The organism is Sphingobacterium faecale, assembly GCF_016746095.1.
Classification (GTDB): domain Bacteria; phylum Bacteroidota; class Bacteroidia; order Sphingobacteriales; family Sphingobacteriaceae; genus Sphingobacterium; species Sphingobacterium faecale.
Window position 1 is genome coordinate 712,150 of record NZ_JAERTY010000001.1, and the last position, 16,351, is coordinate 728,500.

General features: G+C 41.3%; 13 protein-coding genes and 1 pseudogene. 5 read left to right on the forward strand and 9 right to left on the reverse strand.

The genetic code is table 11. From position 1 onward, the window contains the following. Window positions 1-62 precede the first annotated feature (62 nt). Both feoB and JKG61_RS02910 read right to left on the reverse strand, forming a co-directional pair. Complete coding sequence (feoB, locus tag JKG61_RS02905) at window positions 63-2,240, reverse strand: ferrous iron transport protein B (RefSeq protein ID WP_202101481.1); 2,178 nt, start codon at window positions 2,238-2,240, stop codon at window positions 63-65. After that, window positions 2,230-2,484, reverse strand: coding sequence for a FeoA family protein (locus JKG61_RS02910; RefSeq protein ID WP_202101482.1), 255 nt, complete (start codon window positions 2,482-2,484; stop codon window positions 2,230-2,232). The genes feoB and JKG61_RS02910 overlap by 11 nt, the downstream gene beginning before the upstream one ends. 285 nt (window positions 2,485-2,769) lie before the next feature. Here JKG61_RS02910 and JKG61_RS02915 point away from each other — a divergent pair, with 285 nt between their 5' ends. Beyond that, window positions 2,770-3,420 carry a carbonic anhydrase gene (locus JKG61_RS02915; protein WP_202101483.1) on the forward strand — a complete coding sequence of 217 codons (651 nt, stop codon included), beginning with the start codon at window positions 2,770-2,772 and terminating at the stop codon, window positions 3,418-3,420. 187 nt (window positions 3,421-3,607) lie between these two features. Here the strand turns inward: JKG61_RS02915 and xpt are convergent, their stop codons facing one another. Beyond that, window positions 3,608-4,177: a xanthine phosphoribosyltransferase gene (gene xpt, locus JKG61_RS02920; protein ID WP_202101484.1), complete on the reverse strand. Its 570-nt coding sequence runs from the start codon at window positions 4,175-4,177 to the stop codon at window positions 3,608-3,610. A 310-nt stretch (window positions 4,178-4,487) separates the two neighbouring features. Between xpt and JKG61_RS02925 the strand changes: the two genes are divergently transcribed. Next, a complete protein-coding gene (locus tag JKG61_RS02925; RefSeq protein ID WP_202101485.1) occupies window positions 4,488-5,417 on the forward strand; it encodes a tyrosine-protein phosphatase in 930 nt (309 codons plus the stop codon). A 3-nt stretch (window positions 5,418-5,420) separates the two neighbouring features. On the opposite strand, the gene JKG61_RS02930 is transcribed toward JKG61_RS02925, so the two are convergent. Beyond that, window positions 5,421-5,930 carry a YfbM family protein gene (locus JKG61_RS02930; protein WP_202101486.1) on the reverse strand — a complete coding sequence of 170 codons (510 nt, stop codon included), beginning with the start codon at window positions 5,928-5,930 and terminating at the stop codon, window positions 5,421-5,423. A 293-nt stretch (window positions 5,931-6,223) separates the two neighbouring features. On the opposite strand from JKG61_RS02930, the gene JKG61_RS02935 reads away from it, so the two are divergent. Both JKG61_RS02935 and JKG61_RS02940 read left to right on the forward strand, forming a co-directional pair. Continuing rightward, window positions 6,224-9,337: a DUF6493 family protein gene (locus JKG61_RS02935; protein WP_202101487.1), complete on the forward strand. Its 3,114-nt coding sequence runs from the start codon at window positions 6,224-6,226 to the stop codon at window positions 9,335-9,337. Window positions 9,338-9,341: 4 nt separating this feature from the next. Further along, a complete protein-coding gene (locus tag JKG61_RS02940; protein WP_202101488.1) occupies window positions 9,342-10,676 on the forward strand; it encodes an SWIM zinc finger family protein in 1,335 nt (444 codons plus the stop codon). A 57-nt stretch (window positions 10,677-10,733) separates the two neighbouring features. Here the strand turns inward: JKG61_RS02940 and JKG61_RS02945 are convergent, their stop codons facing one another. Both JKG61_RS02945 and JKG61_RS02950 read right to left on the reverse strand, forming a co-directional pair. Next, window positions 10,734-11,384 (reverse strand): YiiX/YebB-like N1pC/P60 family cysteine hydrolase, encoded by a 651-nt coding sequence (locus JKG61_RS02945; RefSeq protein WP_202101489.1) that lies wholly within the window; start codon window positions 11,382-11,384, stop codon window positions 10,734-10,736. Window positions 11,385-11,517: 133 nt separating this feature from the next. Continuing rightward, window positions 11,518-12,195 carry a YceI family protein gene (locus JKG61_RS02950; protein ID WP_202101490.1) on the reverse strand — a complete coding sequence of 226 codons (678 nt, stop codon included), beginning with the start codon at window positions 12,193-12,195 and terminating at the stop codon, window positions 11,518-11,520. Between the two features lie 166 nt (window positions 12,196-12,361). Here JKG61_RS02950 and JKG61_RS02955 point away from each other — a divergent pair, with 166 nt between their 5' ends. Next, on the forward strand, window positions 12,362-12,742 hold the full coding sequence (locus tag JKG61_RS02955) for a winged helix-turn-helix transcriptional regulator (protein ID WP_202101491.1): 381 nt from the start codon (window positions 12,362-12,364) through the stop codon (window positions 12,740-12,742). A 95-nt stretch (window positions 12,743-12,837) separates the two neighbouring features. On the opposite strand, the gene JKG61_RS02960 is transcribed toward JKG61_RS02955, so the two are convergent. The 3 genes and pseudogenes from JKG61_RS02960 to JKG61_RS02970 all read right to left on the reverse strand — a co-directional run. After that, window positions 12,838-14,268, reverse strand: a complete 1,431-nt coding sequence (locus JKG61_RS02960; RefSeq protein WP_202101492.1) for an SMI1/KNR4 family protein — start codon at window positions 14,266-14,268, stop codon at window positions 12,838-12,840. Between the two features lie 847 nt (window positions 14,269-15,115). Then, complete coding sequence (locus tag JKG61_RS02965; RefSeq protein ID WP_202101493.1) at window positions 15,116-15,796, reverse strand: hypothetical protein; 681 nt, start codon at window positions 15,794-15,796, stop codon at window positions 15,116-15,118. A gap of 62 nt (window positions 15,797-15,858) precedes the next feature. Beyond that, window positions 15,859-16,203, reverse strand: a pseudogene (locus tag JKG61_RS02970) (RidA family protein); the annotation flags it as partial. Window positions 16,204-16,351: the final 148 nt, after the last annotated feature.

A 16,351-nucleotide genomic window follows, 5' to 3' on the forward strand; every position in this document is an offset into this window, starting at 1 on the left:
CCAATTAAATAGAAACTGTACGATGCTAAAAAGCAATCTCCAGGCATAAGATATTGCCTAGTCTAGTGGAGGTAATTCCATACGCTGGCAACTAGAAAACAAACTATGATGCCATACAAGATGGGGAGAATAGTTGCAACTGTCGTCCATTTACCGCTTCCAGTCTCCTTATATATGGTGTAAATGGTTGTACTGCAGGGGTTATGGAGTAGACTGAAAAGCATTAAGTTGATACCGGTCAGGGTAGTCCATCCTGCCGTGTGTAATAATGTCGCTACTTCAGCATCACCCACTTCAAACATGACGCCGGTGCCCTGTCCCATAGATGTGTTGCCTAACACCATAGTCGTAAGCATGAGGATGGTGGGAATAACGATTTCGTTAGCAGGAATAGCCACTATGTAGGCTAATAAAATGACACCGTTCAATCCGATTAGTATTCCGATTGGGTCGAGCCCCTCTATCATCCAAAGTGCGATGCTCTGATTGCCAATATCGATATTGGATATCAGCCAGATGACCGCACCTGCTGGTGCAGCAAATACGATGGCTCGCCAAAGCACGATCAATGTCCGGTCGATTAGTGAGGTATAGATTGTTTGTAGAAAACGCGGCGGACGGTACGGCGGTAGTTCAAGCGTGAAAAAAGAAGACTCTCCTTTCAATAATGTCCTTGATAGCAACCAAGAAGTGAAAAATGTAAAAGCTATACCAAGTACAGCTATAAAGACTACCGCCAACATGGAGACAGTGCCCGCCCATTGTTTGGGAACCAAAGCACCCAAGAATATGGTAGCAATTAATATCTGTGTAGGCCATCGCCCGTTACAAAGCGAGAAGTTGTTCGTAATGATAGCAATCAGCTTCTCTCGTGGACTGTTGATGATACGAGTAGCTACTACACCAGCAGCGTTACAGCCAAAGCCCATACTCATTGTAAGAGCTTGTTTGCCATGGGCTCCTGCTCCCTTAAATAGGCTGTCGAGATTAAATGCTACGCGAGGTAGATAACCAAAATCTTCCAAAAGTGTAAAGAGGGGAAAGAAAATGGCCATAGGTGGTAGCATCACAGCAATCACCCATGCAGTCGCGAGGTACACTCCATCAATCAGGAAGCCATCCAACCACCATGGGAGATGAAGGGCTCCAGCCGCGGTCTTCAATAGTGGATATAGTTGTTCTAATAATAACGTGGAAAGCAGTTCTGAGGGATAGTTGGCTCCGATAATGGTAAACCAAAGAACAAGTCCCAATAATATCAGCATAATTGGAAATCCCCAGAAGCGATGGGTGACGATATTATCGATGGTGCGATCGATACGGAATGATCGGCTGGACAAATCTGAGGAGACGGTGTCCTTCACCAGTTTATTTGATCTGGTGTATATAGCCTCTACGATCTTGTCACGATACTCATTGCCAATTTGTTCTTGATACGCATGTGCTTCCTGTAATATAGCTTCAGCATGGGTGTCTTTTATATGAGGGGAGATATCTCCCTTGTTTAATGCATTTGCAATATGGGCATCGCCCTCGATAAGGCGCATAGCAAGCCATTGTGTATTGGGGAGGCTAGGATCCAATTGGGCCAACTGCCAGGAAATATCTTCAACGGCTTCACCACTGTGACCTGTAAAGTGTACGTATTGCTGTTTTTTTGTATTAAATGTTCCGGTTGCTACTTGTCGAATAGCGGCGAGCAATTCGGAGATACCCTCTTTCTGGCGCGCACTAGTAGCCACTACAGGTATGCCAAGGTCTTTAGAAAGGGTTCTTACATCAATATGAATGCCATGCCGAGCGGCTTCATCCATAAGATTGAGACAGAGCACCACTTTATCCGTAATCTCTAGAATCTGCAAAGCGAGACTCAGGTTGCGCTCTAGGCGGCTGGCATCAACAACAACAACCGTGACATCCGGCTTGCCGAATAGAATAAAGTCCCTGGCTACTTCTTCGTCCTCTGATGTGGAGAGTAAGGAATACGTACCTGGGAGATCGACTATCTTGTATGTGCTATCTTGATAAGCAAATCTGCCCTCTGCTCGTGTGACTGTTTTGCCAGGCCAGTTTCCGGTATGTTGTTTGAGTCCTGTGAGCGCATTGAATACCGTACTCTTACCTGTATTGGGATTGCCTGCCAATGCTATGGTATAGTGAGCTTCTCCAGCGCTTTCTCCCAGTCTCTTGAGGTTGGCATTGGGGTTGAGTTCACAATTATCACATGCACTATTTATCATCGTTGTTCCCTTCTTTAATTTCAATACGTACATATGGCGCATCCTCTTTTCTCAAGCATATCAATGTACGATGTATCTCATAGGCAATTGGATCCCCCAGTGGACTTATATTTTGGATGCGAATAGCGGCTCCGTCAACAAAACCCAAGTCCAATAATCGTTGTTTAATTTCGTATGGACACTCTTCTTTTATGCCTTTGATCTTCGCTTGTTGCCCTTTCTGTAAAGATGATAAATCCATCATAAGCTTTTTGATATACAGTCGCTGCTGCATTTAGTTATACAAAGGTATGAATTAAATTAGATAAATCTAACAATTAAGTTTTGGTTTTTTTATTTAACCATGTAGCAAGCAGAGATATGCATTCGTATTATATAGTACAATGATGGAGGGGTTATAGCTTTTGGTGTCGGATAGCTGAAAAAATACGTGATCCGAATACGATTAGGAAATAATAGTTGTATCTTTCCTACTATCTATCATTTAGTGAAAACACATGTATTAATATTTTACTCCAAATAATTAATTATGACAGACATCAATAATATTTTTAAGAGTAACGAGGAATGGATTAAAAAGCAACTTGTTATCGATCCGACTTATTTTGAAAAGCTGGCAGCAGGGCAATCTCCTGAGATTCTTTATATAGGTTGTTCGGATAGTCGGGTTTCGGCAGAAGAACTGATGGGAGTTGAACCTGGGGAGGTTTTTGTACATCGTAATATTGCAAATATTATCCCTAATACGGATTTGAACTCTAAATCGGTTATAGAGTATGCGGTGAGCCATCTGAAAGTAAAGCACATTGTGGTCTGTGGGCATTACAATTGCGGCGGTGTCAAATCGGCTATGGAGCATGAGCACTTAGGTATTCTTAACCCCTGGCTGGGATGTATTCGCGACGTATATCGTCTGCATCAGGAGTACCTGAATGCCATAGAAGATATGGATGAGCGTTATGACAGGCTTGTCGAACTTAATGTCGCCGAACAGTGTTTAAATTTGGTGAAGATTCCCGAAGTACAGCATGCGATATTAAATCACCAGGTGACACTACACGGGTGGGTTTTTGATGTAAGAACGGGGAAACTTATTGATCTGACGCAGGACTTTATGAAGGCACTTGGCGATAAGGGATTGGATATGGTTAAGATCTATCGCGTAAAAGTGGAACAATAGTTCTATCGAAGGATGTATAGACCTGATAGCGGTAAAAAATGCGATCAGGTCTTCTATAATCTTTAACCAAAGAGTCGTCCCAATAGGCCTTTCTTTTCGGGTTTTTCTTGTGGTAGGTAGGTAGAAGCATAGTTTACTATCGAAGCCTTCTACGTCAAAAATCCCTGTTTATAGGGAGTGGGTTTTGTTATTCTTCAAATTCAATCCTATTGTCACCTAAAAACTTGATACGGGCCAAAGATTCTATAGGTATGTTCAATTCACGCAGAGATTCATGTCCTTTCTGAAAAGATTTTTCGATGATGAATCCCATACCCAATAGACTGGCTCCAGCTTTTTCGATAAGCTGATGTACGCCCATGGCAGCATTGCCGTTTGCCAAAAAATCATCGATAAATACGACCTGATCATTGGGCGTCAGGAAATCTTGACTTACACAGATATCATAGGTTTTATCTTTGGTAAAAGAGTATACGGATGCAGTCAACATATTTTCCATTGTCTTGGGTACAGCTTTTTTAATAAAGACGACAGGGAGTTCTAGAAGGTAGCCGAGCATGATCGCTGGAGCAATACCACTCGCTTCGATAGTTACAATCTTGTTAATGGGCAAGTGACCGAAACGACGTACGAATTCAACACCAATCGATTTCATCAATATCGGATCCATTTGATGGTTGATAAAGCTGTCTACCTTCAATATTCCGCCTTCAAAGCTCTTGCCATCCCTCAGGATACGGTCTTTCAATAATTTCATGTAAAAAAAATAGTTGACCGCAAAGATAAAATAACCTGACGATAACTGGGGGCTTATTCTGTTTTTCTCGTCTTGGTCGTTGTTGTACTCGATGTTAGTTTACTTTATCGTAATTATGGGACAACAGTCGTTTTTCTTGGTGAAATTGGTTACCTTCAGGTAATTGTAAATTACGTGGAGTATAATCCATGGCAATAATAATACCATGAAAAAACTGATTTTTGTATCATCAATTATCCTCAGCTTATCAGCATGTAATCAGCATCGGATAGGTTATACAGGACAAGATTTAACAAACAAAGCAATACTAATGAGAGATAAACAAACCGATGACCCAAAATTGATATTAGATGTTGATGAAAAATGGAAATTATACGAGGGCAGGTCTGTCGCTGCCATTGATCTGTCTAAGCCTGTGGCCCAAGGAGAGGGAAGAGGAGAGTTTGCAGTCCATGAAAAGCGTTCCTACCGTTCGTATTTCCAGTTGGTAACGCCTACAGGCAGCGCTCTTATTGCCGAGCGCTTGTTACCGATGGAAGGCGGATATAATTTTAGGGATCTTGGAGGTGTTAAAGCGGCTGACGGCCGATTCGTGAAGTGGGGCGAAATATTTCGTACGGGAGATTGGGCACATCTGACTGAAAATGACCTGCAATATCTTAATAGCTTGTCTTTGTCCAGTGTAGTTGATTTTAGAACAGAGGAGGAGAGACAGCAGGAACCCAGTAAGAAGATTGATCATGCCAAGGTTTATAACCTGACTATCGCTCCGGGCAATCTTTCCGTATCCTCATTATCTGATGTTGTAAGGCTTCAGAAAGAACAGTTGGATACGATGATGATGGACTTGAATAGAGCCCTGTTGACTGACCAAGAAAGTATTAATCAATATCGGACTTTCTTTAGACTCCTGCAAAATGAAGAGTCTCTGCCTTTAGCATTTCATTGCTCCGCCGGAAAGGATCGAACAGGTATGGCTGCGGCACTTTTCCTTTTTGCTCTCGGTGTGGACGAGGACGTAGTGCTCCAGGACTATATGCAGTCGCAGATCTTTCTGGCTGATAAATACAAGAAGTATATCGATCAGTATCCCAATTTAGAACCGTTGCTGACAGTTAAACCGGAGTACCTCCAGTCAGGTATTGTCTATATGAAAAAGGAATTTGGTACTGTAGAGAACTATTTGACCGATGTTTTGAAAGTGGATACGGCCAAGATGAAGAAGATGTATCTTTATTAAACCTTATAAAATACTCACGATAACATGGCGGTGCATGGCCACTGCCTTCCTGTAAAAAGCTAATAACTCTGCCAACGCCTGTTTGAATTCTGCTAACAGTAAGGCTTTGTCCTCCTGCCATATGCCATTGGGATACACCTCGTGAGGCTCCATGTCGGAAGGTGTGAATTTTTTACTTAAGGATTCAAAGTCTATTTTCTCCAAGGCGTCAATGATACCATGTAGTTCATCCTGTTCAACACAGGCTATAAAATCAGCTTCCTCGTCATCCAGGTTGAAACCGTGTACACCTACGATAGCTTCACTCCGCTTATTCTCTTCAATGGGATCGGCGGCAGAGACACCGGTGAGAAAGAAGTGCAGTGCATCCCATAATTTGTCAATATCCATACATTCCGACTCTCCGCTTTCTTCTATTTCAAAAATACGATTGGCCAGATCCTCATTTTTTAGATCCATCAGACCATCTAAAGTTGCTTCATCAACCATAAGGTAACCCGCTATCATTCCCATATCTATTTTTTAATTAATGTATTCTTAGAAACCAACTTTCATATTACTGCTTTCTAAAGATCGTTATTTGAACTTTGTGTTCCTAGCTAATTTTTATTTCTCTATATTTCGGTGAGTAAAGGTTTAACAGATAGCCTGTTTAATACTGTTGTTGATATGGAGGTTGTCTAGTTAAGAAATGTGGCTTTTATAGATACAATAGGCATGGCATGACAATTGTCCGTGCATAGTTTTGTATTACATTTCAGAGGAAAGAAGTAAAAGAAAGAATCGAAAATAGGTTAAAAAATATCATGTTAAAGCATCTAAAATACATCGACGGCACATCAGACAAATTTTGGGAGATACGGACAGAGGGCACGACTCATACAGTCACATACGGACGCAACGGGACGTCGGGACAAAGTAAAAGTAAAACATTCGATTCGGAAGAGGCGTGTCTAAAAGACGCAGAAAAGCTCATCGCAGAAAAGACAAAAAAAGGGTATTCAGAAGATGGAAGTGTCGATGTGCCATCTACGGGCAAGTCAACGTCTGCACGTAAGCTTACAGCAAGTAACCAGCGCAAGGAAGAAGCGGTCGCAGCGATGAAGACATTGATCAGCGAAGGTAAGGTCAGTGATATCATACCTTATTTGGAAGAGTATGCTACCGGTAATCTAGAAGTGCTGAAAAAGGAAATCCGTGCAGCCAAAAGATATTGGGTTGATTATGTCGACCTCTCCAAAGACCCCGTGTATCGCAAAAAGGCACAGTACGATTGGGGAACCAGAGGGAATAAGGAACAGCAACGTATTGTCAAATTACTTGCTTTAGCCACCTTTTCGGGATCTGATGCGGGTAGTTGGGATATTTTTTATGAACTCATGGAGCAGGTTGAAAGTCCTGATGTTGAGCAGATTTTAGTATATGCTAAGCCCGATTGGTTGGGAGATTACCTCTTACAATTGGCTCGACGCAATGAGTGGCAAAGACTAACCTACTCCAAGCTGAGACGTTTAGAGGACTTAGGACACATACAGTTTGAGCCCGAGTTGTATGCGGGTTCTGTATCATCGATCAACTACAAGGAGTCGGGAAAACATTTTAAGGTTTTGACCGAAGATGAGCTGACTATTCAGCGGGATATTCCGCTGGTATTTGAATATGAAACCAATATTCAAAATATATACCAGGACTACAGCTATCAAAGTAGCGTCAATGAACTGACCTGGGACAAGGTATTCAGCACCCTCTTGGAGAACGGTAAGATCGATCGCGATCTGATTGTAACTGGTGCGTTGGAAGCCCAGACCAAAAATTGGAATATTAATCTCAAAAGTTACTTTAGAAAACTGATAGAGCGTCTGCAATTGCCAGAAGACGTCGTTTTGAGCCATCAACAGAAATTCTTCCCGTTGTTGCACGCCGAACATAGTGCTGTTGTCAATTTTACAGTAGACTATCTTAAACCATTTTTGGCACATCCTGATTTTCAATTGACCGAGTTTTTAGATTGGAGTGAAGGAATTTTTATGCGCAGCGACGTTAAGGCCAGTCTTAAGACGCTTTTGATACAGTTTGATAAACTATTAAAACAATATCCGGAACTAAAGGCACGTCTTGCCTTGCTGGCAGCAGATCTGTTTATGATCCCAGATTTAGCACTGCAGGAGAGAGCCGCCAAATTCATCTTGAAACATCAGCAGGAATCCAGCGAAGAACTGGCCTCTAAATTACAGATTTACAGGCCTCAGATGATGGGGGCGGTAGCGACTGATATGCAGGCCTTATTTCAAGACGAAGCTTATTCCGAAGAAGAGATCTTGTCCGTCCTGAACGGAGAAAGTAGGGAGGCCTATGCATTTGATCCAGTAGAGGTAAGCTATCTGAGCGAGACAATAGACTATCCGCAGACATGGAACGATATCTTCTTCAAGGTAGGCGAAGTGATCGGTGGGACAGACCCCATCGCGATAGAAATACTGATGAATGCTTGGGTGCAATCTGCCCCAATATTTCCAGCCGATTATAGAAAACAACTGGAACCTTACATCAAGCAATTAAGTGGTATCTACCGCGAATCTGCTTGTTTTGATCATTTCTCAAGTGTATTCTTGAATATGTATTACAGGCCAAAGACAGTACATCAGAATAAGGACCGTAATACCAATTATTCCAAATGGATGAGCCTTATGGGAAATCAGATGCAACAGTTGCAACAGCATCTCATAGACGGGATAACCCTACCATTATTGAGCTTGCCAAGTCATAAGCCTTTTTGGATTGCTCCTGCAGTATTGACCCAACGTATTCTCGACTATCAACAGGCAGGAGTGAAGATCGATTTTGTCGATTTAGCGATTGCATTGAGCCGCACCGTACGGGAGGATCTAGATGAGGCCATACCTTTGGTCTCGCAGGTAAATGATCCGCAGATGCGCGAGGTATTAAACTATGCATTCGGGGTCGATACGGCTATCAAGACACAACAGCGGTCATGGCTCAAGAATCTATTGAGTTCGAAAGACTCAGCAGAGTTACTGTGGCTTGGTGTATGGGCCACCGTGGCGCGTAGCCATTATCCCGATGAATATTTCGAGGAGTTTGATCAGGAGCCGTTAACCGATATCCCATTTGCGGCCAGACCTTTTCGGCCGGCACTGACCATTGAGCCTACCTACTACAATGGGTATAATTACGTGACCAGAAAATCTGAACAAGTATACAATGGGGATGAATTGAATTATCCACTACCTGCATTCAAGCAAGGCGTAGATACTTTTCTATATCATAAAGATATCTATAGCCGCGGCAAGAGTTCTATTGCGGCCTATTACCTCCATAGGATGGATATCCCTTATTTGCATAGTCTGATGCCACAGAATACCGAGAGTCTTTCTATGTTCTTGACATTAGGATTCAATAGCAAGAGCGATATAGGAGGGAAGGCTCCAGCGTCCTATCTGAATCAGATGCTGCACGGTTTTTTCAGAATGGACGGGCAGTCTAATTTGTATTTGGCCACGTCCACCTTTAACAAAGAAAAAGAGGTGCGTGCGATGTCAGTCGAGGTGCTGATAGCAGCTATAGAGGAGAATAGATTGCAACCGGATGTATTAGGACAGTGCTTAGGTGTTTTACTGAGTCATGGTTATGGGCCGATAGGTCGCTTTGTAGAGGTTTTGGAACAATGCCGAGATATCTCTTCCAGGCATAACAATGCCCTGTTGCAGGTGTTGGATGTCGCATTGCAGCATTATAGTCCAGCGGATAAGATGCCTACCAATTTTAAAAAAATAATAGCGTATTACTATGATCTGCAGACGAAGGAACAACATAGTCTCACAGCAGAACAGAGTCAGGTATTCGAACGCTTGGAAGCGTATAAAAGCCTACAACCGGTTTTAAAGAAAATAAGAAAATAACCATATGGCAGAACAAGATTTAGCAATTAGCTATGCAAGACAGTCGCAGCTGACCCAACAGTCGGGGATACAGCAATTGGTGTTGGCACATCAGTCGGAACTGGCTGAAGTGGCCAATGTGCCCTGTTTCTTTTGGGGAAGTTTGACTGACCCCTTATTGACCTCTAAATGCCTATTGACCTTGTCCAAAGTCGTGCGCTCCAGTTTTGGCCCCGTGCCTCCGAGTCTCCGCGACCCTATCGTCTCTGCGGGAACTAATCAGATCCGTTTTGAAGGTTTTTCATCGTGTAACGGCGTGTATGCACGATTGGATTTATTAGAAGACGCTATAGACGGCGAATTTATAGCAAGTGGTACGACCAACGTAGATTTCAATGAGCCTATGCTCAATGCTTTGAATGCTGTAAAAAAGACAGAAAAGATGGTGCTTGGGGTAGGAAGTCAAGAAGTCGCTATCAGTACAGATAAAGCCAAAGTCATTGAAAAGAAAGTAACTTTACCACCACGTTGGATCAAAGGACTCACCTCTGTGCAATTGTACTTGGCAGGTATGGAGGTACAGTTTGAATTGAATAAGATACAGCTTATTCAGCTATTTCAAGGGATTCCCAAAGGAAATGCGAAAGGAGAGTTCTATCTGACTAAGCGGGCCAATAGGTTTATCTTTTCACCGATTGGTACGGGCGATGCCGTCCGTATTGGAGGTATACAACGGTTAAGACTTCTGGAGGGATTGCTGACCTACGCCGACAAATTGATCGTTTATCAAGAGAAAGGAGCGGAAAGTGCCGCCTTTGTAGCTGATTTTGGAAAGATGAGACTGACTCTGGCACTTTCGCCAGATAGTTATAGAGGGTTTTCGGGAGAGGGCAATGTGCTTGAAAACATGATTAAGGCTGTACCCGATGAATGGATACATGCTGTCAATGGTTTGCTCAAGTCCAATGAGCTCTTTGATCCGACCATGTTATCGATAGAACATGATGTAGACTTCGATACGATGGATACGCTGTCCGCTTCACTGTCATCTATAGGCCTACTGGGCTACGATTTACATAGCCATCAACACTATTACAGACGACTGCCCTTTAAGATGGAGCGGATTCTGGCTTTGAATCCAAGACTCAAAAATGCAAAGAAACTTGTGGCAACAGCCGGTGTTCAGTTTATAAAGAATACAGCAGCTTATATAGAAGCCCGCGTAGAAGGATCAGGAGTACAGCATACAGTCATCATTCAGGGAGATAAGTATCAGTGCACCTGTAATTGGTTTACCAATCATCAGGGCAAAAGAGGACTGTGTAAGCATATTCTTGCCGTTAAAATGGTAAATGGCTAGTGATAGGGGATTAAATTAACTATAAAGGGCCGCACATAACGACCCTTTATAGTTAACCTATTTTTCCATTGCTAATATACCTACTCGATAGATTTTTGTGCTGGCCGCTAACCCATTCGGATTACAGCCCAACTCTCCCTCCGGCACCGCTATTCCTAGTTTATCATAAAACGATAACCAAAAATCATCAAATGTACCTGTTTGCGGGTTTTTGAATGTCATCGGCTCGAGTCGAAAGAGTGCAATATGACGGAAGGCCCGCTCTACGAAATCCGAACAGTAGTATGAACTGTCATTCAGTACATAGCTCCAGTTATAAGGCTTTCCAAGCATCTGATGCGCTTTTTCCAATGCCTTAGGAATGGCCTCCATGTACATGCTGTCGATTCGATAGACGACATATTGCTGTCTGTCATTGTCACCGATCATATTATCCAAAGATTCCTTTACGGAACCTTTACTACCCGTAGCGTGCAGGATGTAAGGGATACCTTGTATGATTTCTATAAGCCCGATATGGGAAAAAGAATCACCGGCATTGCGTTGCGTCACCCGATTGATGGCACCGGATAAATTTTCAGGTTGGGCACCCACGAACAAAAGATCGCCTTGTTGAATCGTTACCCCTTTATAAACGGTACTGTCTTGTGCCCAAAGAAAGAATATATTGCAAAGCAATACGAATAAAACGGTTATTTTCTTTTCCATAGGCACGAAGATATAGAAATAATGGTTTTTAGCCTAACATATAAAACATGCTGTGCTGCGTAGGAGGAGTACAATGCCTTATAATGGCAATCTTCTCTGCCTGTAACCTTAGGCAGAGAAAATCATAGTCACACTATTTTTTAGCGTGTATATTCAATTCGATGTCGATCTCTTGGGAGATTACCCAGTCCTTCGGATCTCCGTCTGTTCCGTATGTCAATCCCCAATCCTGTCTATTAATGGTGAATTTTGATACCACATGCACCGTATCGGCAGTGATATCTACCTTAGCAGGAAATGTGACGTTTACAGTTTTGTCTTTAATGGTTAGGTTACCACTGACGATATTAGTTGCTCCTTCGATTACACTTTTATCATTGGCTTTGTCAAAAGCCGTAACACCCGTGATCTCAAACTTAGCTGTCGGGAATTTGTCCGCTTGAAAGAAATCTTCGTTTTTTAAGTGCTCATCGAGATTAGCGGCTGTTTTACCACCAGTCTTAGCCAAGTCTACTGATTTCTCGTCAGTTGCTACTGAATTAATATCGATTGTAAACGAGCCTCCTGTTATTGCATTATGCTCTACAGCTACGGTACCTTCAGTCTTTAATGTACCAAATCTTGGATCAAAACCACCTTTATGATACCCCGTCCATTTTAGCGAACTTTGATCTTGCTCCAATACATACGTTGCTCCTTTTTGTTCTGCTACCTCTTGCTGGCTGCTGGTAGCTGTTTTATCACCGCCTGATCCCTGACAAGACACAAATAATGTTGCTGCTGCGAATGCTAAAATAAACGTTTTCTTCATTTTGTATATCTTATTGTTGTTTGATTTTATTGCCCGCAAATTTAAAGTAAAGTCACTGTACAATACGCATCAGTTTCCTTTTGGAAACTACTTTCCAATTGGGAAGTTGTATAGAGTTCCATAACTTTGTAACAATGAGAAATAGACAAGAAAATATCTGAATGTTATGAAAAAAAAGCTGTCAGTCAATTATAGTGAAACCTGTAAAACAAGGATAACTGCTATCAGGGATACGATGGAGATTCTTTCAGGCAAGTGGAAGTTCCATATTCTGGGCACTTTACTCGAGACGGATAAAATGCGTTTCATGGATCTGTTGCGGGAAGTAGAGGGCATCGGCTCTAAAATGCTGTCAAAAGAACTTCAGGATATGGAAATAAATCAATTGGTGACACGTACAGTACAGCAGACCAAACCAATTACTGTAGTCTATGAGATAACGGAATATGGAAAAACATTAGGTCCAATTATTGACGAAATAGCGAAATGGGGAATCTCTTATCGTAACGCTCTCCACACCACAAAGGATCGTAAAAACGCCGGCTAATCTAAAATAATCGACGGTTTTTTAGGATATACCTTTCTTTGCGACCTGGTTTTAACAAATATAGGAAATCATGTTTCTATGTTGATCAATATCCCTTACGCTAATTCGAATTGATCCACATCGATTGTCTTTACGGAATCATGATCCAAGTCATATCGAGCCAGCACACTTTCGAGATTACTTGTTATATACACAAGATCATCAGTATTATCGGTATAATAGATCATCTCGTCTTCGTCCGGCTCCACAACGGTATAGGGAAATTTGTACACCAGTTCCTGTAGTTTTTTTAGAATAGCCTTCGTCTTGAAATCACCAAGCGATTGCAGCACTGTAATGATTTCATTCTTGTTGGGTTCATCCAGTCCAATCAAGAATTCCTGTTCGTAATTGCTCTTGTCTTTCAGGAAACTGAACGTATAGAACACTTGCGATCTTATGGCCGGATTTTCATGATGGACAAAAGGTTTAAGAACTTCAAAATCGAGTGTTGGATCCTCTTGTAGGATATAAGATGCAAAACGGAAGGCTTCCTCATCCATCTCATTGTGGAAGCTGCCTTTGACAAGTGGTACCCATTCCTTTTTATGCTCCTTAGCATACGAATGAATCAGCTTTACAGCTCTGTTGATGTTGCTTTTAAACAGTTTATCCAAATAGGGGACAGCAAGGATATAGTCATGTGCCAATAGAACTTCAGTTAGGGTAGACTGTATTTCTTGTGATTGCTCATCAAAGCTCTGTTCTAATTGAGATAGGATAGAAGGCGATAATTTTTTCTTGAATAATAAGCCCTCTAATGCGTGCTGTTTAATTCCCAGGTCATGAGATTTACTATACAAGGTCAGTAGGTCTTCCTGTCGGCCACCCATCTGATAACCAAATGATCCAGAGTTTCGTTCAGAGAGGTTTCCTTCTATGACATCGTCTAGCCAACGTTCATACCAATCAAGAAAGTCCGATTCAAACGAAAATTGCGGCAATTGTCGATCCCCATCATCAATATTCACTATTCGGCCCATATGCGGGCCGTTGATCAGTAAAGCGTGATGAAAGGTACAACCTTGAGTACCTATTATAAAGATTCCTCCCCATAGTGCGGCTTCCCTTTTGTCAAATTCGCTATCATCATCTCCGGCTTCGTCGACATAATTCACTTCAGACTGCCATTTTTCCTTTGTTATATTAGGGGAGATCTTTGCCGGGGATTGAATTTGCTTCGCTTTACAATCGCCGTAAGAAACAGCAAAGTGTTCACCAAAGGGATATAACCCATAGTAAGGGCCTGCTCCTGAACCGTTATAGGAAACTCCGCCACTGCCTATCTCAGTAACGAATAGTTTGTAGGCAATAGGGAGGGTAATATCATATTGACGTTCAAAATCCTCTACTGTTTTCAAGTCGACAGGAGCGTTCAATTTGTATAAATGTGCATCTGCGCCAAAGACTTTAAAGTCTTTATCAGCTATTTTGGCTTGTACTAGTTTGTCTTTGATGCGTTTTATCTGCAGTTGATAATCCTTCATTTTTCTCTGGAAAACCTTTATCAGGTGTAAAGGTAGGCTGTTTTGTGGAGAGTTTATATCCCTATAACCAGTGAATGTCCGATTTGTAGGTATAATTCTACTAGATATTTGTATGTTATTCTATAATTCGCAAATCGATCCTTCATGGATTGGTTCGATTCTAGTTATATCATATAGCCCTTTTTGAACTTATGGTGGACGAAAGGAGATCTATGGGATGATAATGTAACTCGAAAATAAAAATATAACCATAAGTATAGAAAATTTAAAATAATTAAAACAAAATAAAACCCTGAGTGTTGTCAGTTAAAGTGCTCCAGAACATCTACCTAATAATATCTGGAAAAGCGATGTGTTTTGCAGGTATTGATTAAGAAGTGCTTAATGTCTTTTTTGTGATTTTTAACTGTGGCTGCCCTAGGTTAGTTAGTCCTGTAGAACATCAGATTCTACTGCTAAGAATAACACATGTGGTAGATTTCAGTTGTACAAAGATGGTAAATGAGACTGAGGTAGAGGTTGTTGTAGCGTATAGATTTAATAAAATAATTTTATGGCAACAAATAATCACATTAATCCCCTTCATCTTAGAACGAGTGTCTTATTTTGGTTAAATGTTATTTTTATCTTACTGCTTCTTTTTAGCTGAATAAAAGATAATTGCTGAGCAGGCTGTCAGCATATCGAAACGTCTATTTTAGAGAGACGTCTGTTTTGCTATTGCGCTAGAGGTAAACAAGATCTATTCATCACATATCCTTATGTTATGGCGCTTTATCGAGATAGCCTAACAAAAAGCTGTAACTCATATTCAGTTTTTTGTTAGACTATGTATGCGATTTCTTGCTTAAGACCAGCTGAACTTTTGAAACACTTGGCTCTGTTTCCGATCGATATAGAGACTGATTTCGTCTTCCCCAAATCCACTGTAATCATATCCCGTTACTTTGCCGATCAATTCGTTACTACGGGTTGTTATTCCTGTTTTGCTCAGCTTGTTATAGATCTTTCTTTCATGATCAGAGTCATCATCTGTATAGGCTCCTCCTTGGATAAATTTGCCTGTTTCCAAATATTTGTCTCTCGTTACCCAGTAGTTTATCAGTCCCTTTACATAATGGTAGTATTCAAACGATATTTTTTCTCGACGCTTATTCTGTTTTGCCAGGTGGCTGCTGTTGACCTCTTCCCAGGTTTTATGCGTAAGATAGTCCACTTTATTCAGTACATACTCCTCTTCGGCTTCTAGATACCATTCTTCTAGTTTGCCGAATGTTTCTATACTGCTAAGGTCTCCTGTAAAACTGTATTTGTCACCTGACCAATCAAATCTGATATAATCGTAGTTAAACAGTTCGTCTTTAAAGTTTAATTCAGGGTTTCCATTTCCCCATACTGTCAGAAAATGAACTTTTCCTTCTCCTTTGTCCATAGCCTCCAGATCAATGGTGAGGAGCGGGAAGAATACTGTTTTATAAAAACTCAGAGGTTGTTCAAAGACCTCTTCAATTGTAGGGTATAATTTCATGTGTATATCTTATTGAAACACTTTGTTTATTGTTTATAGCTGAATTGATAATAGTTTAATAGCTAATTTTTTGCAGCCCATATTTCAATTTCTATCTTCAGTTCTGGCAGTCCTAGTGCTGTCACATAGACTATCGTCATGGAGGGATATAACTTTCCAAATAGTTTTTCCCATTCGGCATCCATATAACTCCAATCAATTTCCTCTGTAGCCCAGATGTTCACTTTGATTACATTATCTGGAGATAATCCCTGATTTCTCAAGAGCTTTTCGATATTAGCAAACGTATAAGTTATCTGCTCATTAATAGAATTAGGAATATCTCCATTATTGTCAATGCCAATCTGCCCCGAAAAAGTATATAGGTCACAGTTTCTAGGGATTATGGTGATGTGCGAATAATTACCGACGGGTGCTGGAACACATTCGTATCCGGCCTATAAACTACAGGTGGGCTTATTTTTGAAGTTCTGCGGATAAAGGTCCTTTAAGTTTTTATGGTTTATGGACATGATGTTTTCCAAGGCGTATTTGAGCCATTGAAAAGGATTTACC

What these genes read in the sequence shown, in the direction of transcription:
- feoB (WP_202101481.1), bottom strand. Translation starts at nt 2,240, where the DNA reads ATGATAAATAGTGCATGTGATAATTGTGAACTCAACCCCAATGCCAAC.
- JKG61_RS02910 (WP_202101482.1), bottom strand. Translation starts at nt 2,484, where the DNA reads ATGATGGATTTATCATCTTTACAGAAAGGGCAACAAGCGAAGATCAAA.
- JKG61_RS02915 (WP_202101483.1), top strand. Translation starts at nt 2,770, where the DNA reads ATGACAGACATCAATAATATTTTTAAGAGTAACGAGGAATGGATTAAA.
- xpt (WP_202101484.1), bottom strand. Translation starts at nt 4,177, where the DNA reads ATGAAATTATTGAAAGACCGTATCCTGAGGGATGGCAAGAGCTTTGAA.
- JKG61_RS02925 (WP_202101485.1), top strand. Translation starts at nt 4,488, where the DNA reads ATGAGAGATAAACAAACCGATGACCCAAAATTGATATTAGATGTTGAT.
- JKG61_RS02930 (WP_202101486.1), bottom strand. Translation starts at nt 5,930, where the DNA reads ATGGGAATGATAGCGGGTTACCTTATGGTTGATGAAGCAACTTTAGAT.
- JKG61_RS02935 (WP_202101487.1), top strand. Translation starts at nt 6,224, where the DNA reads ATGTTAAAGCATCTAAAATACATCGACGGCACATCAGACAAATTTTGG.
- JKG61_RS02940 (WP_202101488.1), top strand. Translation starts at nt 9,342, where the DNA reads ATGGCAGAACAAGATTTAGCAATTAGCTATGCAAGACAGTCGCAGCTG.
- JKG61_RS02945 (WP_202101489.1), bottom strand. Translation starts at nt 11,384, where the DNA reads ATGGAAAAGAAAATAACCGTTTTATTCGTATTGCTTTGCAATATATTC.
- JKG61_RS02950 (WP_202101490.1), bottom strand. Translation starts at nt 12,195, where the DNA reads ATGAAGAAAACGTTTATTTTAGCATTCGCAGCAGCAACATTATTTGTG.
- JKG61_RS02955 (WP_202101491.1), top strand. Translation starts at nt 12,362, where the DNA reads ATGAAAAAAAAGCTGTCAGTCAATTATAGTGAAACCTGTAAAACAAGG.
- JKG61_RS02960 (WP_202101492.1), bottom strand. Translation starts at nt 14,268, where the DNA reads ATGAAGGATTATCAACTGCAGATAAAACGCATCAAAGACAAACTAGTA.
- JKG61_RS02965 (WP_202101493.1), bottom strand. Translation starts at nt 15,796, where the DNA reads ATGAAATTATACCCTACAATTGAAGAGGTCTTTGAACAACCTCTGAGT.